Raw genomic sequence first — 25,073 nt, 5'->3', positions numbered from 1 at the left:
GTAAATTTATTCTATTAAATAGCTTAAATCCCAAATTTGCCTAAATGAGACTACTTTTTACCTTATTACTACTGTTTATCAGTAGCCTAGCACCACTTTCTGCCCAAGATTGCTTTAGCCAAAGTAAAGCAGAAGAACTATTAGCCCTGCTAGAAGAATATCCACAGTTCCTCTGGCTCGAAGAAGCTGGATTTGTAGAGGTTTTTCTAGATGATGAAATCAATTATCAAATTGATGCGAGTTGTGGGTACATCTTTTATCTGCAAGGAACCACAATAAATGGAAAGCCTTTTAGGGCCAAACTTTCTGCCAAAAAAATGTACTTTGCTCAAAATGGAGAGGTTCTTTCCCTGTCTAAACTCCTCAGCCAAAAGGAAACTAGCGGCAATTACCTCATCTGTAATAGCAAAAGTGCTTATACTTACCATAAAGGATATTGTCGTGGTCTCAATCGCTGTACTCACGGCATCAGCCGAGTCTCAGAAGCTAGAGCCAGAGCCTTAGGGAGAAGAAGGTGTAAGTTCTGTTGGTAGGGGAGGGGTGATGTACAAGATAGACGTTTTATTTATAGATATAAACGAGCTAAATAACTCCCCCGCCCCACACACAAAAAAAAGCAGATGCTCTCGCATCTGCTTTTTTTCTTCCACCGTCGAGACGACTGGATTCGAACCAGTGACCCCTACCCTGTCAAGGTAGTGCTCTAAACCAACTGAGCTACGCCCCGATATATATTCGCTCTGTACTTTGAGCGGACACAAATGTAAAGCAGGTCCCGCTTTTTTCCAAAAGTTGAACCTGCTTTTTTTCTGTTTTTTTAGCTTTCCGCTAGGGCGTCTAGCTCCAACCGAAGGTTGTCAATGATAAAGCGCTGACGTTGAGGGCTGTTTTTCCCCATATAATAACCCAGCAAATCATCTAGGTCCGTAGAAGCAGATAAACGCACAGGCTCTAAGCGAATGTCATCCCCAATGAATTGCTTGAACTCATCCGGCGAGATTTCTCCCAATCCCTTAAATCGAGTGACCTCTACATCTCGGCCCAATTTCTTCATGGCCTCCTGCTTTTCTTCTTCCGAATAACAATAGAAGGTCTTTTTCTTGTTGCGGACCCGAAATAGGGGCGTCTCCAAGATGTAAAGGTGCCCATTAGAGACCAACTCCGGGAAAAACTGCAAGAAGAAGGTCAATAACAACAAACGAATGTGCATGCCATCCACATCGGCATCGGTGGCAATGATAACCTTGTTGTAGCGCAATTCATCCAAACCATCCTCAATGTTTAAGGCATGCTGCAATAAGTTGAACTCATCATTCTGATAGACCACCTTCTTGGTCAAGCGATAACAGTTCAATGGCTTTCCTCGCAAAGAGAAAACTGCCTGGGTCTGCACATCTCTAGATTTGGTAATGGACCCACTAGCCGAGTCCCCCTCGGTAATGAAGATCATGCTGTCTTGCGCCCGCTTGTGCTTGCTATTGTAATGCGCGCGACAATCCCGCAGCTTTTTGTTGTGTAAACTGGCCTTTTTCGCTTTGCTATTCGCCAATTTTCGAATGCCTGCAATCTCTTTGCGCTCCCGCTCCGATTGCATGATGCGCTTTTGCAAGGCTTTGGCCACCTCTGGATTCTTATGCAGATAGTTGTCTAACTCATGTCGCAAAAACTCTCCAACAAAGCTGTTCATAGATGGGCCATCTGGTCCCACATGCGTAGACCCCAATTTGGTCTTGGTCTGCGATTCAAAAACAGGCTCCATTACTCGGACCGATACGGCAGCCACAACAGCCGTCCGAATGTCCGTAGCATCATAGTTTTTGCCATAAAAATCACGAACCGTTTTGACTAGGGCCGTGCGAAAAGCATTCAAATGCGTTCCGCCCTGTGTAGTGTTTTGCCCATTCACAAAACTCACGTATTGCTCTCCATAGTTGTTTCCATGAGAAAAAGCAATCTCGATATCTTCCCCCATAAGATGTACAATAGGGTAACGCAGTTTCTCTACATCCACCCGATTACTCAAGAGGTCGAATAGACCATTTTTAGAATAATAGCGCTGCCCATTCAAGTAAATGCTCAAGCCGCGATTGAGATAAACATAATCCCAAATGCGGTCCTCAATATATTCTAAGTTGAACTTATACTGCTTGAAGATATTTCCATCAGGTACAAATTCCACATAAGTGCCATTGGGCTCTTCTGTGTTCTCTTCCCATTCTTTGGTCAGCTCTCCTGTGGCAAATTCCGCAATTTTGGTCCGACCTTCCCGAAAAGCTTGCACCTTAAAGTAAGAAGATAAGGCATTTACCGCCTTGGTCCCCACACCATTAAGACCTACAGATTTCTGGAAAACCCGAGAGTCATATTTTCCCCCCGTATTGATTTTCGAGACACAATCCACCACTTTGCCCAAGGGAATCCCCCGACCATAATCGCGAATAGAGACCCGACCGTCGCCCATGACTTTGACCTCAATCTTCTTTCCGGCCCCCATCATGAACTCATCCAAAGAGTTATCTAAAACCTCTTTGACCAATACATATATTCCATCGTCTGGGCTATTTCCATTGCCCAATTTACCGATATACATACCAGGCCGCATCCGAATGTGCTCCTTCCAATCTAAGGAGCGGATCGCCTGTTCATCATATTGTACTTGCTTTGCCATTTTCTGATAATTTCCACAAAATTAAAATTCTTCCCCGAGTTTTGCAGGCTTTTTTTGCTTTCCTCTTCAGGCTTGTTTGAAGGCCTTTCTTCCCTGGGGCTCAGTCAGATTGCTTCCCCTGCCCAAAGAGGCAGTTGGCGATCTGGTCTAGACAGTTGATTTTAGCCGCTCGGCATAGACAAAGAGGCTATTTGCTAGCATTCTTAACCGCCGGAGCATTTGCCCCCTGCTTTCTAGCCGCTCGCGAAGCGAGGCCCCTATTTTCAGTGGGGGAATCCCCAGTTTTTTTGGCTGAGGGATAGACAGCAGTGGCCCGAAGGGCCAGACCCAAGGCAGGCAAAGCCTGCCTGCAGGGCCGAGCGAATAGCGAGCTGCGACACAGCCCGACCCGCCCGCAGGGCGGGGCAGCCCCAAAAAATAAAAAAAATAATTGTAATTTTCAACTCCAAATTAAAACAAAAAGGTATAGCTTCGCTTAAAGCGGCAAAAAATAATTAGAGTTATATAAAGTTTCTTATCTTAGATTTAGAATTAGTAAAGAGTCCTGTTTTCCCCATTTTATGGAAGTCTTAAGGTTTTTTTTAGTCCCCATTAGTTAAGTCTCTGAAGGTCTTGCTAATTTACGTTATCATTTATCTTTATCTATAAAGTTTTCTTTCGTGGATTTAATCGAATCGAAATCAAAGAAGAGCGAACAGCGCCACCCTTGGGAGTTGGCCCGCTATGAGGTCATGCGTTCTTTGCTCAAAAAGACCTTTAAGGGAAAAATGCCCAAGCAAATTTGGGACGTAGGCTGCGGCGATACTTATTTTGTAGAGCGCTTGGCGGGAGAGTTGCCTCAATCAGAACTCAAAGCCATCGATATTGCCTTTACAGAGGAATTACTGGCCCATTATCGGGCAGAAATGTCGCAACCCAATGTAGAAATTTTTAAGGCCGTGGATGATATTCAGGGTGTGGAGCAGGTAGATTTGATTTACCTAATGGACGTGATTGAACATATTGAAGATGATCTGGGCTTTTTGGAATGGCTCCAAAGCTTTCCCGCTATCAATGAGAAGACCTATTTCTTTATTACGGTCCCCGCTTTCCAATCGCTCTTTTGCTCACACGACCGCTATTTGCTGCATTACAGAAGATACGATAACCAAAGTTTGCGCGAAACCGTGGAAAAAGTGGGCCTAGAGGTGCATGATATTGGCTACTTTTTTAGCTCGCTGCTCTTGCCCCGCCAATTGCAGGTTTGGAAGGAGAAAAAGCAAGAACAAAAAGGCGAATTGAAGGATACCACTGGCCTAGTCGAGTGGTCCGCAGGTAATTTTAAAACCCAACTGATTAAGAATGTTTTGTTGACCGATTATCGCTTTGGTCAGTTTTTCAAAAGTATGGGCCTTAAGTTACCTGGCCTCTCAAATTATGTGATATGCTCCCCAAAAGCTGCCTCATTGTAGTGCCTTGTTATAACGAGGCCGAACGTCTGGCCTTGGAAGAGTTTCGACAAAGTTTGATGAAATGGCCCAATCTGGAGTTTCTTTTTGTCAATGATGGCAGCCAAGATACTACCTGGTCGCTACTCTCGGCTTTTGCCGAGGAACAAGAGCGAGCTCTAGCTTTAGACTTGCCCAAAAATAGCGGTAAAGCCGAGGCCGTCCGCCAAGGGATGCTAGAGGCCCTAACGCTTTCTGAAGCTGAATATATTGGCTTTTTTGATGCCGATTTAGCCACACCCTTAGCCGAAATTGAATGCCTAGCCCTAGGGCTCGAAAGAGGCCCAAACCGTTGGATTGCCGCAGGCTCTAGGGTGCGCCGATTGGGTAGCACGATCGACCGAAAACCAATGCGCCACTATCTAGGCCGCATTTTCGCTACCGTGGTTTCTATCTTGCTCGGCATCTCGATCTATGATAGCCAATGCGGCGCTAAGTTGTTTCGCCGCCAAGCCGTAGAAACGCTTTTTGAAGACCTCTTTATTTCTGCCTGGTTCTTTGATGTAGAACTTTTTGCCCGCCTGATTAAACGCGGCCCCAATCTACCTATTGATGAACTCGCCTATGAATTGCCACTCAAAAGCTGGCGAGAGGTCGGAGGCTCTAAGATTAAAGCAACGACCTTTATTAAGGCTCCCTGGGAGCTCTTCCGAATTTACAGACATTACTTTAAATAGTAAAAGGCTGTTGGACTTGCTCCAACAGCCTTTTTTCTTTTGGCCCTAATAGCTCCAGCGAGCCAAAGGGACGGTATCCTGCTGTACAAAATCGCCCGCCAAATACTGATAATAGGCGGTAATCCCAATCATGCCCGCATTATCGGTGCAATACTGAAAATCGGGTATATAGGTGGCCCAACCCTTCTTTTTGCCGGTCTCGGCTAGGGCCTGACGCAAGGCCGAATTGGCCGATACGCCCCCCGCAATCGCTATTTCTTTGATGCCGGTTTGCTTGACCGCCTTTTTCAATTTATTCATCAAGATGCTGACAATCCGCTCTTGAACCGAAGCGACCAAATTCACTCGCTCTTCTTCCAAAAACTGCGGGTTTTCTCTCAACTGCTTCTGAATGAACTGCAAAACATTGGTCTTGAGCCCACTAAAGCTAAAGTTTAGGCCCTCTACCCGAGGCTCCGTAAACTGATAAATCGCCTGCCCCTCTTTGGCCAATTGATCTATTTTTGGCCCCGCAGGATAACCCAAACCCAAGATTTTCCCAATCTTATCAAAGGCTTCACCAGCCGCATCATCAATGCTTTCGCCCAAAATGTTCATCTCTAAGGGCGCTCGAACTTCTACAATCTGAGTATGCCCCCCCGATACGGTCAAACACAAAAAAGGAAATTTAGGCTGGGGCGCATCAATCAAATGGGCCATCACATGGGCCTGAACATGATTGACGGCAATCAACGGAATGTCTAGGGCCAAAGCCAAGCCCTTGGCAAAAGAAACCCCCACCAAAAGAGCCCCCATCAGGCCTGGCCCCCGAGTAAAGGCCACCGCCGCTAGCTGTTTCTGAACAATGCCCGCCTCTTTCAAAGCCGCCTGCACAACAGGAACAATATGCGCCTGATGCGCCCTAGAGGCTAATTCAGGCACCACGCCCCCATAAGCCTCATGCACCGTCTGGCTGGCTCTACAATTAGAAAGCACTTTGGGGCCCTGCAATACAGCCGCGGCCGTATCATCGCAAGATGATTCAATAGCTAAGATATATGGTAGTGACATGCGCGCCTATTTTTTATGATCTGCCGCAAAATTAAAAACTTTAAGGGATTCTGTTAGGCTTTCTTGCTTTTTTGGGGCCTCCGCCTCCCTTTGGTCGTCGGCGCTACGTTGCGCAGCTCGCTGATCGCTCGGCCCTGCGCAAAAAAACAAGTTTTTTGCTGGGTCTGGCCTTCGGCCACTGCTGCACATCGCTAGGCCTGCGGCCCTTCGGGCCTGTAGGATGGATATATAGACCTGCGGGTTGAAACCCGCAGCCAGACAACAAAAAATAGCCTAGATCCATAGCGTGGAGGGTTGAAACCCTCCACAGCTTTTAACGGCCCTCAGAATTGCTGCATTTATGATTGAGGTAACCTATAAGATATTTGTTTATGGAGGGTTTTAACCCTGCATACTATATTAAAATGCATTCGTTAATTGGCTGTAGGTTTCAACCTACAGCTATGGCCCTGCGGCCTTTAGGCTGCAGGATTCTTGGCCCAAGAATACAAGGGTTTTCAATATGTTGTTTTTAAGCGAGCCTAGCTAATCTCTCGTAGGGTCGGTCCAGAAAAAAAAGATAGGGCCTTATACAGCTATCCCACGTTAATCGGAAAAATCCAAATGCCATGGGGAATTTCCCCACGCTAATTTGCCACCTTCGATTGCCATGGGGAAATCCCCTGAGCTGGATGCTTGAGGATCTTCTGTATAGATCTGATGGATAGAGGGCTTTATTTATGGGGAGGGGGAGATGAACGGCAGGAAAAGCATTGGTGGAAAAGGGGAGAGGGGAGGAAATAAAATAGTTGTGTGCAGGGGGAGTTTCCGATCGCATCGGGGGGAGAGAATAGCTTAGCTTTGTTGATGGGCTCCATGGCTGAGGGATGGACAGCAGTGGCCCGCAGGGCCAGACCGAGCAAAAAAGCTGCGCTTTTTTGTGAAGGGCCGAGCGAATAGCGAGCTGCGAAACAGCCCGACCCGCCCACAGGGCGGGGCAGCCCAAAAAAAACTAAAAAAAACTTAAGGGGAAACATCAAACTATGCTGAGTTTAATCTGTCTACGTATAAAAGGTATACATCTCAGTCTGAGGGGAGACTTTTGTAGAGCTGAAATCTATATTTCCCTACATAGACGTTATATTTGCAGAAAATTTAGTTAGCCATCGCAAAATCCCAACGGAATCCCGATACACCGCAGGTACAGCCCTCTCCGGTAGCAGTGGCGCCAGCCTGGCGTGCTTTGCTAAAAAAGCTGTGGACATTAGGCAGTCGTCTAGTGAATGGGACCGTCATTTTGGTATTCTTGCTTTGGATGTTATTTAAGATTCCGGCGGTACAGAATGCTTTAGCGGATTGGATGGCGGATTATTTATCGGAGGAATTGGATTGTCGGGTAGAGATTGGGACCATAGACATTCAATTATTTAATGAGGCGCATTTTCGGGATTTTTACGTAGAGGATCAGCAGGGGGATACCTTGTTATTTGCGCAGCGTTTGGATGCTTATTTGGATCTTTCGGCCTTAGTGCGTCGGCGTTTGATTATTGAGGAGGTTCATTTGGCCAAGGGGCAGTTTTACTATCATCGGCCAAAAGGGGAGCGGCAGTATAATTTGCAGTTCATTCTATATTATTTGGCTGGGGATAAGAAGAAGAAAAAGAAAAAGCGCAAGCCGCCGATTGCTTTAGATATACAGAAAGTGCAATTGGACAGCATAGACTTTCATATGCTAGATGAGATAGCGGGCAGTTCTGTAAAAGTATTTGCGCCTGTGGGGCGTTTGTATGCGCAGAATAGTGATTTGATTACGCAGTATGTAGATTGTGATTCGCTTTTTTTGGATGCGGCCAAGGTGGACATTCGCATTTTTGAGGGGAGTCCGATGCCTGCGGATCCTAATCCTAATGACAGTTCTAGTTATGTTGCGCGAAAGTGGACCGTTTATGCGGATAAATTGCGCTTGAGTAATTTTGAGTTTAGTTTATTGAATGAGCGGATAGGGGTGCGGCCAGACTTGCCCTTAGATTTTTCTGATTTGCAGGTAGATCCGGCCAACTTCTTTTTGGATGATTTGAGTTTGCGCAATGATAGTTTGCAGGCGCAGGTCTTGCAGTTATCGGCCAAGGAGGCTCGAGGGTTTCAGGTCGATAGTTTGCGGGGGGAGTTGATGGTTTGTCCGACTGGATCGCATTTGAAGAACTTTAAATTGCAGACGCCGAATTCGGTATTGGGGCATGAGTTAATCTTTCATTATCCTGAGTTTCCTGCATTTTATGACTTTGTGCATCAGGTAGATATGCGGGCCAAGGGGCGGAATGCGGTAGTTTTGTTGCGGGATGTGATGACTTTTGCGCCTACGCTTTATAATATTCCTTTGTTTGAGGAGAACAAAGGGCGTTGGGTTCAGGGAGATTTTGATTTTGAGGGGCCGGTAGAGCATTTCTTTGTGCGCAATGCCAATTTGGATATAGAGCAAACGCATTTTGAGGGGCAGTTAGAGTTCAAGCCCTTTGAGCAATTCATGCGGATGCAGCCGGCGGATTTGCAGACGCATACAGATGACATCTTTGCTATATTTTCTTTCTTGCCCTTGCCGCAGAACATGCGGCAGTTGCAGGAATTGAGTTTTCAGGGAAATTACGAGGGCAACTTTAATGGGGCCTTTGTAGCGGATGGGCAGTTGATGAGTAGTTTGGGGCAGCTCAATGCGGCATTAAAAATGAATATGTCGGCGGGTTTGGAGCGGGCGAGCTATGATGGAGAGCTGCAGTTTAGAAACTTCAATTTGGGTAGTTTGATTGGGATCCCCAAGCTCACGGCCTTGGATGCGGATTTTGATTTGGAGGGCAAGGGGACCAGCTTGAACAGCATGGATGCCAAGATCCATAAGGCCAACATCAATAGATTGGTTTACAACAACTACTCCTATGATACCGTCCGTGTAGAGGGGATGTTAGAGCCTTATGCTTTTGCGGGTTTATTGGCCTCCAAGGATCCTAACTTTGATTTAGATTTATATTGTTCGGCTAATTTGCGGGATAGTTTGCCTAAGATTGAGTTGTTTGGGCAGATTCAGCTTATAGACTTTTACAAAACGCATTTATTGGAAGATACTTTCCGTTTGGGGATAGAGCGGATAAAGATCATGACTGAGGGGGATAAATTGGAGAACTTCTCTGGGGACATCAGTTTGGAGGATATTGGTGTAGATAGAAGTTGGGGGCAGTATTATTTGCCAGAGATCAAGTTGCAGGCGGGAGATAGTTTATTGTTGGTCCAGGATAGTTTGGGGCAGAAGATAGACAGTAGTCGGTATTTGCGTTTTAGAAGTACTTTTGGGGAGTTGGATTTATTGGGCAGTTATGATGAGGTCAACTTACCGAAGTCGCTCTATGCTTTTGTGCAGAATAACTATCCCAACTATTTGCGGAACTTCAATTTGGCCCAGGCGAAGGATTCTTTGGCTTTGCAGGAGCTACAAGATAGCATGCAGTTAGACTCTAGTTTGTTTCGTTTGCCTGATCAGGAGGTACATTTGAGAGTATGGGTTAATGATACCAATCATATATTGCAGTTATTGCATCCGCAATTGGAGGCGGTAGAGCGTTTGAGTTTGCAGTTGGACTATGATAGTCCTGCCGATTCCTTTTATATGGATGGGGAATTGGGCCGTTTCCGTTGGGGGGGCTTTGAGATGCAGGAGAACACCTTATTTGCTAGAGGGGTAGATACTACCTTTGAGATTGAAACGGGTTTGCAGTATATGCAGCTCAATGATACGGCAAAGTTGCCTACGCCTAAGGTTCGTTTGCGAGGGAAGGGGGATACGATTGATTACAATATTCAAGTGACAGAGGTGGCCAAATTGGCCTCAGATGTAGAGTTAAATGGTCGTTTGACCTTTGAGGAAAAGGCCTTGCAGTCTAGCTTGAATAATTCGGGTTTAACCTTATTGGATAAGAGTTGGCAGGTAGATGGGAGCAACTACATCCGTTTTGACTTTGGGAAGCAGACCTTAGATGTGTCTAATTTGGTTTTGCAAGATAGTGCGGCTTATCAGCGGCTGGCGGTGGAGAGTTATGGGAACAAGGGATTGAAAGCCAACTTGGCCCATATAGATGTTGCTTGGTTATATGATTTGGTGCGCATCAACCTCTTTGATTTAAAGGGGGAATTGGATGCGGAGATTCGGGTCAAGGATGTATTCAAGCAGAAGGACCTATTAGCTGATTTTGACTTTAAGAAGTTTCAGGTTAATGGGGATGATTGGAAAGATTTGCATTTGCATATAGAGGCGGACAGCTTGAAAAGTCCTTTAACGGGCTATTTGGAGCATGGGGGCCCATTGGTAGATAGCATCAATGCGGACTTTAGTTTTTTGCCTGCCTTTGCGACCACAGATAAGGCCAAAAAGAATGAGATAGAAGTGAATTTTGCCCTTAAAAATGCCAAGGGACGGATTTTAGAATACTTCATGGCGGGCATTGTAGAGAATACGAGGGGTTTGGCATCTGCTCAGGGGAAAATTTGGGGGAGTGGACGGGATTTACATTTGTCTGGGGAGGCGGATATAGAGGATTTGGAGACATCGGTCATCTTTTTGAATAGTCGTTATCGGATGCCGAAGGGGCAATTATTGCTTAATGATCGGGGATTATTTTTTGGGCCAAGGCTGCGCATATTGGGTCGAGATGCCGATTGTGCGAGTTGTTTGCCGATACGGATTAGTGAGGCGGCGGTCTATTATATTTCTGGTGGGGTACCGATTATCGATCAGGAAGGGAATACAGGCTATTTGGGTGGAGGCATTACGCATCAAAAGCTCAATAAGTGGGGGATAGATATGGATATTGTCTTTAACAATAACCTCAGTTTGAACACTGGGCCGGGTAGTGATATGCCTTTTTATGGTAAGGTTTACGGTACGGGTATAGCGAGCTTTTCGGGTTTATTTACCAATATGAGTTTGAAGGTAGAGGCGGCCACAAACAAGGGGCGGAACAATGAGAAGAGTAAATTATTCTTGCCATTAACGGATCCTGTAGAAATCACACAGGCTGTAGACTTCTTGACTTTTGTAGATAAAAAAGCGCAAGCTCATCCGGATGCTGTTCAGAGCCAAGAGGATCCGGTAACGACTAGTGGGGGGATTGATATAGAGATGGACATACATGCTACGCCTGATGGTATTGCTCGCATCATCATTGATGAAAAAGCGGGGGATATTATTGAGGGTAGGGGAGAGGGCGACCTACAGATTCGCTATAGTCGAACGGGAGAATTGGATTTGCGGGGTTTGTATACCATTACGGCGGGGGATTATTTATTTACTTATCGGAACCTCATCAATAAGAAATTTGAGGTAGAAAAGGGGGGGACCATTCGTTGGTCTGGAGATCCTTATAATGCAGATATAAACATGAAGGCCAAGTACAAGCAATCTTCTAGATTGTACAACCTTCTATTGTCCTATCAGGAAGAATTGCAAAATGCGACCACTCGTTCGGCGGCCAACAAGCCTGTGGATGTTCAGGTCAATATGTATATGACGGGTTCATTGATGAAGCCGGACATTAAATTTGGTTTGGAGTTGAATGAGACCGTAGAGGGAAGAGTAGGGACCCTGGCCAAATTGGCCTTGCGGGCGATACAGCAGGATGAGAACAAGTTGAATCGTCAGGTATTTGGTTTAATTGCGCTCAATCAGTTTTTGCCAGAGGAAAACTCTGGGGCGAACGTCAATCTTGCTGCTTCTAGTTTTAATACATTGAGTGAATTGGTCACGCAGCAGTTTTCGCGGCAGATCAACAGCTTGCTTTCGGAGGTGGTAGAAGATGTGGATGTTATTTCTAGTGTAGATTTTGACTTTGATTATCGTTTGCAGGAAAACCAATTAGATAATAATAGCACGGCGGGTTCTCAGCTCAATGTGCAATTGGATCAATACTATTTTAAGGATAAATTGCGGGTGAGTATTGGGACCAATGTAGACTTTAATAATGAGCAAAACTTGAATGGTTCGAATAGCAACTACATAGGGGGGGACTTTATGGTAGAGTACTCGGTCAGTAAGTCGGGCAACCTCAAGGTGCGGGTATACAATCGGAGTGAGACCAGCCTTTTTGGTCCAAGAGTGCGTACGGGAGTGGGTTTATCTTACAATCGAGAATTTGATTCTTTTGAGCAGTTGTTTCAGGAAATCAAGAGCAATATTCAGAAAAGAACGGCGGAGCGCAAAGCCAAAAAGAAGAAGAAAAAGGAAGATGCATTATTGGGGCCTTCTTAGTGCCGAAGCGGGACGCGAAAAGCAGAGGAGGAGGTTGAGCGGCCTAGCGATGTGCAAGGGTGGCCGTCAGGCCAGACCGAGCCAGCTTAGCTGGCGAAGGGCCGAGCGACCTGCGAGCCCTGAAACGTAGCGCCCGCCGCAGGCGGGAGGCCCCAAAAAAGAAAGCCCCAGCTAAGAACTAGCTGAGGCTTTTATCATTTAGTCTTCTTTTTGAAAAAAGAAGAGTTCGTAATCAAAAATGGCTTCTCGTTTCAGGCGTTTATGGTCCAGAAAGCTGGGAGAAAAGGCCTGAAGGGCTTGCAAATAATGCTGCAGTTGATGTTGTTGTGGGTGAAGGATATCGCCGGGCAAGGCTTTAAAAATGGGATAGAGCCAGGGGTGGCGATGAACATCCGTAGACAAAATCAATTGGCCACCGGGGGCCAGAGAGCGGATAAGATTTTGCAGGCAGAGCGTCCAATTTTGGACATGATTGATTGCATTGAGGCAAAAAATGGTAGAAAATTGGGCGGGTTGCACAAAATCCTCTAGCGCTTGGTGGACAAACTGGGTATTGGGATATTGGGCGGGCTCAAAATGCGGCAATTTGGCGGCATATTGAGGAAAGAGTGGATCGAGGGCGGTGAGGGGGTAATCCTCTTGCAACAGGCAGAATATGCCTGCGGGCCCGGCGCCAGCATCTAGGATAGGGCCTTTTAGTTGCAGCGGAAAATCGGCTTGGAGCTCTTGGAGGAAATTTCTCCAGTAGTTTTTTTTCCAAGCCAGATAATCTTTGGGTTGCTGCTTAGCCAAATAATTTTGCCACCAGCGGATTTCGGCCGCCTGCGCAATTTTCCAGCGAAAGCTCATTACATTCCTTTTTGGGTAGAGAGATATAGCTCATTGATAAAGAGGAAAAAGGTATTTAGGGCATTTTCTTCTTTGTTTTCGAGTTCCCAGATCATTTCTTGGCGGATATAAGGATCATTGGGTTTAACCTTATAGGTATGTACGCTCATATCTTTAAGGCCTTTACTAAAGCGCTTTATTTCCTTGAGTTCGCGTTCAGTAAAAGCATTAGGCTTTAGCGTATTGATGCGCTCGACCAAGGCTAGTGCATGTTCGGGCGAGAAGAAAATAGTTTGGATATCTTCGAGCAAGTACTTTTTGTGCTTGCTGTCCATCTTCTTATACTTTTTGCCATTAATGAGGCGATCTTTATCGCTACCAAAGAGGAGCAGATTGCCATCTAGGACCAAATAGAACTTAGGGCTTTTGGGCAGGCTAATTTCGTACTTATTGGTTTTGATTTTAGTGGCAAAGCCTAGAATCTCTACAATTTCGATTAGGTTGAGAATATCTTTTTTGTTGCCATAAGAAGCGCCCACTACAAAATTGGGGAGGGGTTCTTCCACTTCTCTTTCAACCATTTCGTAATTGTCGCTCTCTTCGTTGTAGACATAATCCTTATCGATATACTTTTGCATCGAGAGGCCATTATAGGCGATGAAGAAGTCTCCTTTTAGGAAATTGAAGCTTGCTTTTTCATCAATAAAAATCTCCATAAACTTAAAGAGGCGATCAACGATTTCGCCTTGAGGACCTGCTTTCTTATGGGCCAGTTTTTTTAGGCCTTCATAAGTGCCTTCTGGGCTAAAGTGCATATAGCTATAAAAGATTGTATTTTGGCCATCGAGGTAATTGAGGACTTTTGTATTGGCTTTGCTATTCGAGATATCGCTATAGAGTTGAATATAATCCTGATTGCCATAAAATTTAGATTCGGCTAGGATTTGGCCTTTTTCTAGAGAGAGATCCATCCCTGCATAAAAGTCGCCATACATACTAATCAAGAGTGGGGTCAGTTCGCGCATAAACTGAGCGGCTTCTCGACCAAAAGCTTGTTGTATTTCATCCATATTTTGCATAGAGATGTTTAGATAACGCTCATAGTTGAGCCAAGCGCCCATATCGCGAGCGGTTTTTTCCCATTCATTAAATGATTTGAGGTTGGCGATGCTTTCCCCGCTATTTACATTAATAGTGTGCATAAACATATCAAACTGTTTCATAGCGTTTATCTCCTTACTTTCTTCGGCAAAGAAATTTTCGGGAGTAGAAACAAAGAGCAGCAAGACCTCTTTGTTCCAGGCCATACTAAATCCATTTGCTTGCAGCCAGTTATAGCCATCTTTCTGGCTTTTTTGGGCCAGATCTTCTTCCTTAAAAAGGGCTTGGCAAGTAGCTTCAAACTTTTGGATATCGGCCATGGGAGCGATTAATTTCGCTTTGATTTCTGAACCATAATCATCATTCAGCTCACTATCGATTACCAAATAGCTGTTTTGGCTAAGGTCTAGTCCTAGCTTTTGGGGGTTTTGGAAAAGGTCCTTAAAGAAGCTTTGATCATCTGCACCTAGCACTGGGCCAATTCCTCTAGAAAATTCTTTGATTGCGGGATACTCTTGGATTTGGCTCCAATCAGCTTTCTTTTCTAAATTTTGAGGACGCAAAACGATAGTATAGAGGGCATCCTGCTCAATATATTGCAGGAGCTTACTGTTTTGGGCCCAGCTAAATTGAGCCAAACAGATAAAGAGAAAAAGGATAGTTTTTTTCATGGGTTGCTATTAAAATAATGAAGAATAATTTTTTGTTGGTTTAGGGGCCTCCGTCTCGCTTTGCTCGTCGGCGGTTACTCCCTTTGGTCGTCGAACTGCGGTCTAAAGACCTTGTTGTCGTTTCGCAGCTCGCTGCTGTTTTGGGGCCTCCGCCTCGCTTTGCTCGTCGGCGCTACGTTTCGGGGCTCGCTATTCGCTCGGCCCTTCGGCGGCTTTGCCGCCTCGGTCTGGCCTTCGGCCACCCCTGCACATCGCTAGGCCAGGCCAGCGCTGGGCAAAAATACGGAAGAAGAGCGCAAAATTAGCCTTATTTGGCAATAACCCTTAAGATGTTTTCAAATGAGTTCATTAGACTAATTCTAATTGTTTACAAAGCCTTCTTTTTTTCTTGCAGTCTTAAGCATTTTTTAAGAAATTGCAGGCCTCAAGTTAGAAAACCTCAGCTGGTTTGACCCCAGTTAATTTAAGGGATTACCAACAGCTTTGCTGCCTACTATATAATAGGTATAGCACGGGATAGGAGAATTCTCACTAGAACACCGAAAAGTCGCCCAAAAAATAGAAGGAACTTAGCCTCAACAGCCTATAGTGAGACAGTTTTCTAAAAAAGTAGGGATTTCTCTTCCCTAAAGAAAATAGTGCGAAATAAGCCAAAAGCCCCATAAAAAGTAGCTGTTTAGGCAGTTACAAAAACCTTAATGCCGTATCTAGTTTAGACCAGATCTAAATAACTTGTACTCTTTATAAACATTTTGGAAATGTTAAGCAACATTGTAAATTTGCGCACAAAGCGACAAAGCGGTTTTTTGACAAAAAATTGACAGAAATGATATATCAAAACTTAGTACGCTACTTTTCCCTTGCGTTCCTGTTTTTGGCCCTTTCGTTAGGGGCGCAGGCGCAAGATGCCAAGCATGGTAAGGAATTATTCTTGGCGAACTGTGCCTCTTGTCACAACGCCAATATGAAGGACAATGCGACTGGTCCTGCCCTAGGCGATGTGGAGGCCCGTTGGTCTGAATTTCCGCAAGAAGAGCTATATGCTTGGATTCGGAACTCTCAAGGCTTAATTGCCGACAATTCAGCAGCCTCTCAAGGCTATGCTGCTGCCTTGTACAAGAAATGGGGATCAGTGATGACTCCCTTCCCAGCTTTGACAGATGCCGACATCCAAGACATGTTGGTATTCATCCAAAACAAATATGAGTTTGGTTGTGATTCTCCTCCCTGTGTAGAGGCTGTTCCTACAGGTGGTGAGGCACAAGGACCTGCCAAAGAGGATAACTCTAACACGGGAATCATCTTGATCATCTTGGCCATTGTTTTGGCTTTGAGCACGGTCTTCTTGGCTCGTTACATCAACAACTTGAACCGCTTGGCTGCACAGAAAACTGGAGCAGAGCCTGTGGCAAGCAAGTCATTCTTGCAAATCATTCTCAATCCTACGCTTGTTCGTTTGTTGATTTTTGCTTTGGTTCTTTTTGGTGGTTATTTCACAGTAAATAACGCAATCAACTTGGGTCGTCAGCAAAACTATGCTCCTGAGCAGCCTATTAAGTTTTCACATGCTTTGCATGCTGGTAAAAATGGTATTGACTGTCAGTATTGCCACGATGGAGCACGTCGCTCTAAGCATGCGGTAATTCCTGCTATGAATACTTGTATGAACTGCCACACTGCAGTGAAAAAAGGACCAGAGCATGGAACTGCAGAAATCTTGAAGATTTACGCTTCTACTGGATTTAACCCCATCTCTATGGAAACGCCTAACTATGGCGCTTACTTTAGCGATACAGTTAAGTTGGAAGCGCGTTTGGCTGTATATGAAAAATGGCTCAAAGCTTCTAATGAAGGGATGTCAGAAAGCGACATTAAGACGCAATTGGCTGCCGTACCTCAGTTCATTGAGACGAAAAAATTAGAAGATGATAGCGAGTTGGTAAATACTAAGCCCGTAAGCTGGATTCGTATTCACAACCTTCCTGACCATGTTTACTTCAACCACTCTCAGCACGTAACGGCTGGTAAAGTGGCTTGCCAAGACTGCCATGGTGCAGTAGAGGAAATGGCTGTAGTAAAACAGCATGCTCCTCTTTCAATGGGATGGTGTGTAAACTGTCACCGTCAGACCAAGGTGAAGTTTGATGAAAATGCCTACTATCAGGCAGATTACTACAAGCAGTACGAAGAGTACCACAAAGAGATTCAAGAAGGCGGCGTAACCGTAGAGGAAATCGGCGGTCTTGAGTGTCAGAAGTGTCACTACTAGCATAAGATACAACAGGAGGTTGGGCCAGGCGCTCAACTTTCTGCTGTTGTTTGAGTAAATACTAATTAGCAAAATTCTGGGAGCAATCCCGTACAACATATTTTATCTTCAAGCGATATGAGCAAACAGGAGAATACTAACAAGGTTTGGGTTAGTGTAGAAGATTTGACCCAAGATGCTGAGTTTATCAAAGCACAGCAAAATGAGTTTCCTGCATCGGAAGAGCAGACGGAGGGTGAAGGCCCTAGCCGTCGTGATTTTTTGAAATACGTAGGTTTTGGATTGGGTGCAGCTACATTGGCTAGCTGTGAGATTCCCGTAAAACGGGCCATTCCATATTTGGTTAAGCCAGAGGAAATTGTTCCTGGTGTGGCTACCTATTATGCCTCTACCTTTCTTAATGGTGGAGATTGCGTTCCTGTTTTAGTAAAAACTAGAGAGGGACGTCCAATTAAAATTGAAGGGCATCCAAATGCCTTTACTCAAGGTGGAACTTGTGCTCGTACACAAGCTTCTGTTTTGGATTTATATGATACAAATCGCATCAAGTCTGCTGGAAAAGTAGCTGGCGATAAGTACGAAGAAATGAGCTGGACTGCCCTAGATAAAGAGGCAAAGAAAGCGCTATCTGCTGCTTCTAAAGTGGCTATCGTTTCTCACACGGTGTTGAGCCCTTCTTTGGAGCGTGCTATTGCTGACTTCAAAGCAACCTATGCTGGTGCTGAGCACATTCAATACGACCCTTTTTCTTCTTCTGCTTTGCTAGAAGCTAATAAGGAGATGTATGGTAAGTCTGCTATTCCTAACTACCGTTTCGAGCAAGCCAAATGTATTGTTGGTATTGATTGTGACTTCTTAGGGACTTGGATCTCTCCTACAGAGTATGCTGTCGATTACGTCAAAAGTCGCAAACAAAACTTCTCTATGAAGAAGTTTGAAGAAACAAATGGTAAGATTGCATCTACTGTGGCTGACGACATGAGTGTGCACATTCAATTTGAAGCACATATGTCTGTTACAGGATCTAATGCTGATCATCGTGTATTGATCAAGCCTTCTGAGCAAGCTATGGCTGTAAAAGCACTTTATAATGAGGTTGCTCGCTTGACTAGTAACTCTGGTGGGGCTGCTGCTGCTAAGTTTAGCTGGGCTAAAGCAAACAAAGCTATTAAGAGCACAGCCGAGAAATTGGTTGCAGCTTCTCAAAAAGGTGCTTTGGTTGTTTGCGGTATCAATGATGTAAACATCCAAAAAGTAGTTAATGGTATCAATGAGATGCTAGGTGCCTATGGAAAAACTATCATTTGGAGTGGTTACTCTAAGCAACGCAAAGGAAATGATACTAGCATCAAAAACTTGGTAAATAACTTAGGTAACTATGATGCGGTGATCGTAATGGGGGCTAACCCCGCTTATGACTTGCCTGCATTGGCTGCTAAGTTTGCTACAGCTTTGAAGCAATTGACTGATGCTAATAAATTTACAGTTTCTTTCAATCGTTCTCTTGATGAAACTGCATCACTTTGTCAATATGTAGCTCCAGATCATCATTACCTAGAAGCTTGGGGCGATGCTAACCCAAAACAAGGAGAGTACTATCTTGTACAACCCACAATTAACCCTTTGTTTAAAACACGTGCTGCAGGTCAGACATTATTGACTTGGGCCGATAAAGCAATGAAAGGCGAACAGCCTTACTTTGAATACATTAAAGCTTTTTGGACTAGCGAGTTATTTGCTGCTCAGAGCCGCTTTATGACTAAAGCTTCTTTCTGGACCAATGTACTGCATGATGGCATGTTGAAGCTATCTAATCCTGACTCAGCTCCTGGTATTAAGGCGACTGCAACTGCTCCTGTAGAAGAAGTAAAAGAAACTACGGTAACAGCAGTACCTACTCCTAGTGAAACAGTAGAAGAGGAGGTAGCTCCTGTTGCTAGCAACGCTGCGTTGAGCATTGCTCAAGCTGCTCTATCTGGCTTATCTGAGAAGAGTAGTGATGCTCTAGAAGTCGTTTTTTACGAAACTGTAACTCTTGGATCTGGAGAATACGCTAATAACCCTTGGTTACAAGAGATGCCAGACCCTGTTATGCGTACCACTTGGGATAACTTTATTGCAATTCCAATTAAATGGGATGGCGATAATGATTATACGACCCCTTATGGTAACCTAAAAGATGGCGATATAGCTGAGATCAAAATTGGTGAAAATACTTACCAATTGCCTGTTATTCGCCAGTTTGGTCAGCACCCTAACACAATTGCAATTGCACTGGGATATGGTCGAACAAAAGCTGGAAAAGCGGGTAACCTTGTTGGTAAAAACCTTTTCCCTGAATGTAAAGACTTTACCTATAGCTCTGCTAGTGTAAGCGCTCCTACTAAAGTAGGTCGTGACTCTCAGTTTGCTTGTGTGCAAATGCATCATACTTATGGTTTAACCACTAAAGATGAAAGTGGAAAAACCATCGTTGATGAATCTACTGGTAAACCATTTAATGTAGATGAGCAGGTATTGGGCCATAGAGGTTTCCAAGGTTCATTGACTAATCGTTCTGTATTTTTCCAGTCTTCAGCTCAAAATCTTGAATCTGGTCTTAAAGAATTACACGCTAAGCGTAAGAGCTATCAGCATTTGAACGAAAAGGGACTTTACCCTGATAGAAACGAAGTTTATGGTACTGGTCACTGGTGGGCTATGGCTATTGACTTGAATGCTTGTACAGGTTGTGGTGCTTGTACTGTAGCTTGTATGGCAGAAAATAACGTTCCTGTTGTAGGTAAGTTTGAGGTATCTAAGGCACATGAAATGACTTGGTTGCGCATTGACCGTTACTACTACGGTGATGAGGAAACTCCCAATACGGCTTACATGCCTATGATGTGTCAGCACTGTGATAATGCTCCTTGTGAGAACGTCTGTCCTGTAGCTGCGACCAACCACAGTTCTGAAGGTTTGAACCAGATGACTTACAACCGTTGTATTGGTACTCGTTATTGCGCAAATAACTGTCCTTATAAAGTACGTCGCTTCAATTGGTTAGACTATACTTCTGCAGATACATTTGCTTTGAATGAAGTAGATATGAACCGCGGAATGGAGAATGATGAGTACTACACTTATATGACAGACAACCTTACTCGTATGGTCCTTAATCCTGATGTGACTGTTCGCTCAAGAGGTGTTATTGAGAAGTGTAGCTTCTGTGTGCAACGTTTACAAGAGGCTAAATTGACAGCGAAAATAGAAGGTCGCCGCCTAATGGACGGTGATGCAAAGGTAGCTTGCCAAACGGCTTGTGGCACTGGGGCTATTTCTTTTGGAGACCGCAATGACAAAGATAGCCAAGTTCTAGCTTGGATGGAGTCTGCTCGTGGTTACCTTGCCCTAGAAGAAGTAAACGTTCGTTCAGCTGTAACCTACTTGATGAAGGTTCAGAATACAGATGTGAACTTCGCTTAATTTTGAAATAAAGAATCGTCTATTATCATAAAATCAAACTCTTATGAGCTCAGTTGTATCAGATATTCGCCCACCATTAGTAATGGGCAATAAGACATATCATCAGATTACTGAGGATATCTGTTCTCCAACGGAGGAGTTGCCCAATGGTAAATGGGTAATGCTCTTGTTGGGCGCTTTAGGGCTACTCGCCTTTGGTGGTTTGGCCTTGTTTGTTACCATCTGGTTTGGGATTGGTAGCTGGTACCTCAACCGTACAGTAGGTTGGGGTTGGGATATTACCAACTTTGTATGGTGGGTAGGTATCGGTCACGCCGGTACGCTTATCTCTGCCATCTTGTTGCTTTTCCGCCAGAAGTGGCGTACGGGGGTAAACCGTGCGGCAGAGGCAATGACCATTTTCGCCGTAATTTGTGCGGCCCTCTTCCCTGGTATTCACATGGGACGTATTTGGTTGGCCTTCTTCGTGTTCCCTTATCCTAATACACGTGGTCCTTTGTGGGTAAACTTTAACTCACCACTACTTTGGGATGTATTTGCCATCTCTACATACTTTACAGTATCGCTTTTGTTCTGGTACATGGGATTGATTCCTGACTTTGCGACTATTCGCGACCGTGCCAAGGGCTTCCGTAAGCGTATTTATGACTTTGCCTCTTTTGGTTGGACTGGTTCAGCCAAGCACTGGCAACGTTGGGAGGCTATGGCCTTGGTTCTTTCTGGACTAGCTACTCCTCTTGTACTTTCTGTACACACCATTGTATCTTTTGACTTTGCTACTTCTGTTGTACCTGGATGGCACACTACGATCTTCCCTCCCTACTTTGTTGCGGGTGCGATCTTCTCTGGTTTTGCTATGGTACAAACGCTAATGATCCTTACCTCAATTGCTTTGCCTCAGCTGAAAGACTATATCACACTTCAGCACATTGAGTCTATGAACAAAGTAATTGTTTTGACTGGTTCAATTGTAGGTGTAGCTTACTTGACTGAGCTTTTCATTGCTTGGTACTCTGGTTATATTTATGAGCAGTTTGCTTTCTATAACCGTGCATTAGGTCCTTACTGGTGGTCTTACTTCGCTATGATGACTTGTAACGTAATCACTCCTCAGTTTTTCTGGGTGAAGAGCATGCGTAGAAGTGTTCTTGTTACTTTCATCCTTTCTATTGTAGTAAATATCGGGATGTGGTTTGAGCGTTTCGTAATTATTGCAACGACTCTACACCGTGACTTCTTGCCTTCTAGCTGGAGCTACTACTCTCCTTCTTGGGTAGAGGTTGGAGTATACCTTTTCACTTTTGGTCTCTTTGGTGTTCTTTACCTCATTTTCATGCGTGTTGCTCCTGTTGTAGCAATTGCTGAGGTGAAATCTATTCTTAAGAGCTCTGGTAATCAGTACTGTGGTGAAAACATGCACCAACACGAAACTGCTGAAGAACTAAACAGCGAAGCCTAATCCTTTAACCTTTGAATGACCTACTGCCCCCTCGAAGGGGGCAGACCAAAATAAAGCTGATGAAACAGTTGAATAAAACTATCCTCTACGGTCTATACACAGATGAAGAAGTGCTTATGGACGCTGTTAGAGATATCCGTGAAGAGGGAAATGAGATCTGGGATGTATTCACTCCCTTTCCCGTACACGGTCTAGACCCTGTTTTGGGCCTTAAAGAATCGCGCTTGCATATTGCAGGTTTTGTTTATGGCCTTTTTGGTGCTTTGACCGCCTTTGGATTTATGACTTGGACGCTCACCAGAGACTGGCCCATCATTTTTGGTGGTAAACCTTACTTCTCTGGCCCTTCTTTTATTCCGATTACTTTTGAGTTTACTGTACTCATGGCCGCTGTCGGTATGGTGATCACTTTTTACTTGGTTTGTGGCTTGGGCCCTGGCGTAAGCAACCCTTACCTCGATCCTCGTATTACTGATGACCACTTCTGCATCGCCTTTGATGTAACCAATATGTCTGAGGAAGAGCGTCAAGCACTAGAAGCTAAACTCCTTAGCACTGGCGCTTGCGAGCAACCCAAGATTAAAAATATCTAACAACTTCATCTCACCCTTCTATACGTGATTGACATGAAATTACCTAATCTATACTTCTTCGCAGCCCTTGCTCTTTCAGCTTTCTTCCTTGGAAGCTGTGGCAAGTCTGGAGGTGAGTTTGCTGGTTATGAGTATATGCCCGATATGGGCCACTCTATCGCCTATGAGGCAAACGTAAATACTTACTACCGCTTTAATACGCACTCTTCTGAAGAGGAGTATCACGAATTTGCCAAACCTCGCAAACCTGTTGCAGGTACGGTACCTTTTAACGCTACGGCTACTACGCCTGGTGCTGCCTCTGAGTTTACTTTCCCTGTTTATGCTTTTGACAATACAGAGGAAGGCCGCACAGAAGCAATTAAAGCAATTACTGAAAATCCACTCAAGGCTAAAAATGAGGATGACCTCAAAAAAATCTTGGGCCAAGGAAAGGAGCTTTACAATGTTTATTGCGCTTCTTGCCATGGTGAAAAAGGAGATGGTAATGGCCAACTTTGGAATAGCGGCGACGGACCCTATCCTAACGCTCCAGCCAACTATTTGACTGATGACTTCAAAAACTCTACTGATGGCCGTTACTATCACGCCATTATGCACGGTAAAGGAGTTATGCTTTCTCATGCTGATAAACTAAGCCATGATGAGCGCTGGATGGTTATCCACTATATCCGTAGCTTGCAAGCTGAAAAATATGACTTGCCTACCGCTAATGGACAAAATAAAGTAGCTACTCCCGCAGCCGAAGAAACAGAGGCAGAAGGAGCAGCCACTGAAGAAGATAAGCAATAAGGGTTAGTGATGACTAACTTCAGATTGAATCAAAACTATTGACTAAACCTATAGAAACTGATAACTAATGGGTGCGCATCACAACCACGCAATTCAGGATAATCCTCAGTTTGTCTTTGATGGGAAACTCAAAATGATCACCGCGATCATGATTCTCGTCGGAGCAGTAAGCCTTGGGGTTACTTACTTTACGGATGGCGACTATGGACATGTCCGCTTTTGGACCAACTTGCTCCATAATACCGCTTTCTTTACCGGTATTGCCTTCGCTTCACTCTTCTTTTTGTCTACTCACGTAGTAGCTTGGGGAGGCTGGCAAACTATTTTTAAACGAGTGCCCGAGGCCATGATGATGTTCATGCCTGTTGGCCTCATCTTTTTTGCTCTTATTGTTGTAGGCGTTTATTTGGACGCTGAAGGAACGGATTATCTCTACCTTTGGAGTGATGAAACTGCTCTAGCTGAGGATCACCTCGTTCAACATAAATCAGCTTTCCTTAACCCCTTCAATTATGTACTTACTTTGGTGGTACTTGGGGTATGGACACTTTTCGCTATGATGATCCGCAAATTGTCTCTAGAACAAGATGGCGATCGCTCTTTGCGCAAGGTGAACTATGAAAAAATTCACATGTGGTCAGCTATTTTCTTGCCCATCGCTGGTTTCTCTAGCGCTTATGCTATCTGGCAGTGGGTAATGTCTGTAGATGTTCACTGGTATAGTACGCTCTTCGCTTGGTATGCTACTGTAAGTGTGTGGGTTAGCGCAATTTGTATCATCTTTTTGCTCATCCTTTTCTTGCAGAGCCGCGGCCATATGCAGTATTTCACTAAGGAGCACACACATGACCTTGGTAAATATATCTTCGGTTTTAGCGTATTCTGGACCTACCTCTGGTTCTCACAGTTCCTCCTTATTTGGTACGCAAACAACGGTGAAGAAACACAATACTTCGACCTTCGTTTTGATCAGTTTCCCGCTGTATTCTACCTTAATATTCTGCTTAACTTTATTCTGCCTTTCTTCATCTTGATGATGAATAACTCTAAGCGCGCTAAAGGTACTTTGGCCCTTGTAGCAGTAATCGTTTTGTTGGGCCACTGGGTAGATTATTTCCAAATGATTAAGCCTGGTGTTTGGCACAACTGGGAGCATGCTCAACATGCTGGTCACGCTCATGGCGATGATCATGGACATGGCGAAGAAGGACATGATGCTCATGGTGACCTCATGCACCTCAACCAAGCGCCTAAAGCTGTACTTACAGCTAATCCTCAACATGGAGAGGAGGGACATGCAGAAGAAGCTCCTGCTACAGAAGCAACAGATTCTGCTACTGCCGATACTCATGCTGCAGAAGAAGCTCATGCTCCTGAAACACATACTACAGAAGAAGCTCCTGCTCATGCAGACGACGCTCATGGCGATGCTGCTCATGCAGAAGAAGGACATGCCGAACATCCTACTCAATTTGTGATGGGAATCCACTTCCCTGGTCTTTTGGAGCTAGGAACCATGATTGGTTTCTTGGGCTTGTTCCTCTTTGTTACTTTTCAAGTATTGTCTGGGGCCTCTTTGATGCCTAAGAACGATCCTTATGTAGACGAAAGTAAGCACCACCACGTTTGGTACGATCTCTAGGATACAAATAATTTGGGGCCTGCGGGCTAGCGCCCGCCGCTATGTTCCAGGGCTCGCAGGTCTGCTCGGCCCTGCGGGCGGCCAAGGCCGCCCTAGGTCGGCG

At 44.7% G+C, this 25,073-nt stretch carries 14 protein-coding genes and 1 tRNA gene; 10 read left to right on the top strand and 5 right to left on the bottom strand.

The genetic code is table 11. The features are described from left to right. Nucleotides 1-44 precede the first annotated feature (44 nt). A complete protein-coding gene (locus PPO43_RS05565; RefSeq protein WP_272620821.1) occupies nucleotides 45-533 on the top strand; it encodes a hypothetical protein in 489 nt (162 codons plus the stop codon). A 119-nt stretch (nucleotides 534-652) separates the two neighbouring features. Here the strand turns inward: PPO43_RS05565 and PPO43_RS05560 are convergent. Both PPO43_RS05560 and PPO43_RS05555 read right to left on the bottom strand, forming a co-directional pair. Then, nucleotides 653-727: transfer RNA gene (locus tag PPO43_RS05560), tRNA-Val, on the bottom strand. 90 nt (nucleotides 728-817) lie between these two features. After that, a complete protein-coding gene (locus PPO43_RS05555; RefSeq protein ID WP_272620820.1) occupies nucleotides 818-2,668 on the bottom strand; it encodes a DNA topoisomerase IV subunit B in 1,851 nt (616 codons plus the stop codon). Between the two features lie 659 nt (nucleotides 2,669-3,327). On the opposite strand from PPO43_RS05555, the gene PPO43_RS05550 reads away from it, so the two are divergent. Both PPO43_RS05550 and PPO43_RS05545 read left to right on the top strand, forming a co-directional pair. Continuing rightward, entirely contained in the window at nucleotides 3,328-4,119 is a 792-nt protein-coding gene (locus PPO43_RS05550) for a class I SAM-dependent methyltransferase (RefSeq protein ID WP_272620819.1), read from the top strand. Further along, complete coding sequence (locus PPO43_RS05545) at nucleotides 4,092-4,832, top strand: dolichyl-phosphate beta-glucosyltransferase (protein ID WP_272620818.1); 741 nt, start codon at nucleotides 4,092-4,094, stop codon at nucleotides 4,830-4,832. Before PPO43_RS05550 ends, PPO43_RS05545 begins: the two co-directional genes overlap by 28 nt. Before the next feature lie 45 nt (nucleotides 4,833-4,877). Here PPO43_RS05545 and tsaD read toward each other — a convergent pair whose 3' ends face one another. Beyond that, nucleotides 4,878-5,882, bottom strand: a complete 1,005-nt coding sequence (gene tsaD / locus PPO43_RS05540; RefSeq protein WP_272620817.1) for a tRNA (adenosine(37)-N6)-threonylcarbamoyltransferase complex transferase subunit TsaD — start codon at nucleotides 5,880-5,882, stop codon at nucleotides 4,878-4,880. Nucleotides 5,883-7,104: 1,222 nt separating this feature from the next. Between tsaD and PPO43_RS05535 the strand changes: the two genes are divergently transcribed. Further along, nucleotides 7,105-12,150: a translocation/assembly module TamB domain-containing protein gene (locus PPO43_RS05535; protein ID WP_272620816.1), complete on the top strand. Its 5,046-nt coding sequence runs from the start codon at nucleotides 7,105-7,107 to the stop codon at nucleotides 12,148-12,150. 198 nt (nucleotides 12,151-12,348) lie between these two features. Here PPO43_RS05535 and PPO43_RS05530 read toward each other — a convergent pair whose 3' ends face one another. Together PPO43_RS05530 and PPO43_RS05525 are read right to left on the bottom strand one after the other, a co-directional pair. Continuing rightward, a complete protein-coding gene (locus PPO43_RS05530; protein ID WP_272620815.1) occupies nucleotides 12,349-12,999 on the bottom strand; it encodes a class I SAM-dependent methyltransferase in 651 nt (216 codons plus the stop codon). Further along, a complete protein-coding gene (locus PPO43_RS05525; protein ID WP_272620814.1) occupies nucleotides 12,999-14,750 on the bottom strand; it encodes a DUF4836 family protein in 1,752 nt (583 codons plus the stop codon). Before PPO43_RS05525 ends, PPO43_RS05530 begins: the two co-directional genes overlap by 1 nt. An 826-nt stretch (nucleotides 14,751-15,576) precedes the next feature. Between PPO43_RS05525 and PPO43_RS05520 the strand changes: the two genes are divergently transcribed. The 6 genes from PPO43_RS05520 (at nucleotide 15,577) to PPO43_RS05495 (ending at nucleotide 24,970) form a co-directional block, all read left to right on the top strand. After that, a complete protein-coding gene (locus PPO43_RS05520; protein ID WP_272620813.1) occupies nucleotides 15,577-17,019 on the top strand; it encodes a c-type cytochrome in 1,443 nt (480 codons plus the stop codon). A gap of 117 nt (nucleotides 17,020-17,136) precedes the next feature. Then, complete coding sequence (locus PPO43_RS05515) at nucleotides 17,137-20,484, top strand: TAT-variant-translocated molybdopterin oxidoreductase (RefSeq protein ID WP_272620812.1); 3,348 nt, start codon at nucleotides 17,137-17,139, stop codon at nucleotides 20,482-20,484. A gap of 43 nt (nucleotides 20,485-20,527) precedes the next feature. Next, entirely contained in the window at nucleotides 20,528-21,943 is a 1,416-nt protein-coding gene (gene nrfD / locus PPO43_RS05510) for an NrfD/PsrC family molybdoenzyme membrane anchor subunit (protein WP_272620811.1), read from the top strand. A 59-nt stretch (nucleotides 21,944-22,002) separates the two neighbouring features. Continuing rightward, nucleotides 22,003-22,536 (top strand): DUF3341 domain-containing protein, encoded by a 534-nt coding sequence (locus tag PPO43_RS05505; protein ID WP_272620810.1) that lies wholly within the window; start codon nucleotides 22,003-22,005, stop codon nucleotides 22,534-22,536. 33 nt (nucleotides 22,537-22,569) lie between these two features. Then, the gene (locus PPO43_RS05500; RefSeq protein ID WP_272620808.1) at nucleotides 22,570-23,328 is read left to right on the top strand and encodes a c-type cytochrome; all 759 of its coding nucleotides are present in this window, start codon (nucleotides 22,570-22,572) and stop codon (nucleotides 23,326-23,328) included. A 67-nt stretch (nucleotides 23,329-23,395) separates the two neighbouring features. Further along, a complete protein-coding gene (locus tag PPO43_RS05495; RefSeq protein ID WP_272620807.1) occupies nucleotides 23,396-24,970 on the top strand; it encodes a hypothetical protein in 1,575 nt (524 codons plus the stop codon). Nucleotides 24,971-25,073: the final 103 nt, after the last annotated feature.

The sequence above is a fragment of the Saprospira sp. CCB-QB6 genome (assembly GCF_028464065.1).
Taxonomy (GTDB): Bacteria; Bacteroidota; Bacteroidia; order Chitinophagales; family Saprospiraceae; genus Saprospira.
Note: the sequence above shows the minus strand (reverse complement) of the source record. Positions and strands in the feature narration are given on the sequence as shown.

What these genes read in the sequence shown, in the direction of transcription:
- PPO43_RS05565 (WP_272620821.1), top strand. Translation starts at nt 45, where the DNA reads ATGAGACTACTTTTTACCTTATTACTACTGTTTATCAGTAGCCTAGCA.
- PPO43_RS05555 (WP_272620820.1), bottom strand. Translation starts at nt 2,668, where the DNA reads ATGGCAAAGCAAGTACAATATGATGAACAGGCGATCCGCTCCTTAGAT.
- PPO43_RS05545 (WP_272620818.1), top strand. Translation starts at nt 4,092, where the DNA reads ATGCTCCCCAAAAGCTGCCTCATTGTAGTGCCTTGTTATAACGAGGCC.
- tsaD (WP_272620817.1), bottom strand. Translation starts at nt 5,882, where the DNA reads ATGTCACTACCATATATCTTAGCTATTGAATCATCTTGCGATGATACG.
- PPO43_RS05530 (WP_272620815.1), bottom strand. Translation starts at nt 12,999, where the DNA reads ATGAGCTTTCGCTGGAAAATTGCGCAGGCGGCCGAAATCCGCTGGTGG.
- PPO43_RS05525 (WP_272620814.1), bottom strand. Translation starts at nt 14,750, where the DNA reads ATGAAAAAAACTATCCTTTTTCTCTTTATCTGTTTGGCTCAATTTAGC.
- PPO43_RS05520 (WP_272620813.1), top strand. Translation starts at nt 15,577, where the DNA reads ATGATATATCAAAACTTAGTACGCTACTTTTCCCTTGCGTTCCTGTTT.
- PPO43_RS05515 (WP_272620812.1), top strand. Translation starts at nt 17,137, where the DNA reads ATGAGCAAACAGGAGAATACTAACAAGGTTTGGGTTAGTGTAGAAGAT.
- nrfD (WP_272620811.1), top strand. Translation starts at nt 20,528, where the DNA reads ATGAGCTCAGTTGTATCAGATATTCGCCCACCATTAGTAATGGGCAAT.
- PPO43_RS05505 (WP_272620810.1), top strand. Translation starts at nt 22,003, where the DNA reads ATGAAACAGTTGAATAAAACTATCCTCTACGGTCTATACACAGATGAA.
- PPO43_RS05500 (WP_272620808.1), top strand. Translation starts at nt 22,570, where the DNA reads ATGAAATTACCTAATCTATACTTCTTCGCAGCCCTTGCTCTTTCAGCT.
- PPO43_RS05495 (WP_272620807.1), top strand. Translation starts at nt 23,396, where the DNA reads ATGGGTGCGCATCACAACCACGCAATTCAGGATAATCCTCAGTTTGTC.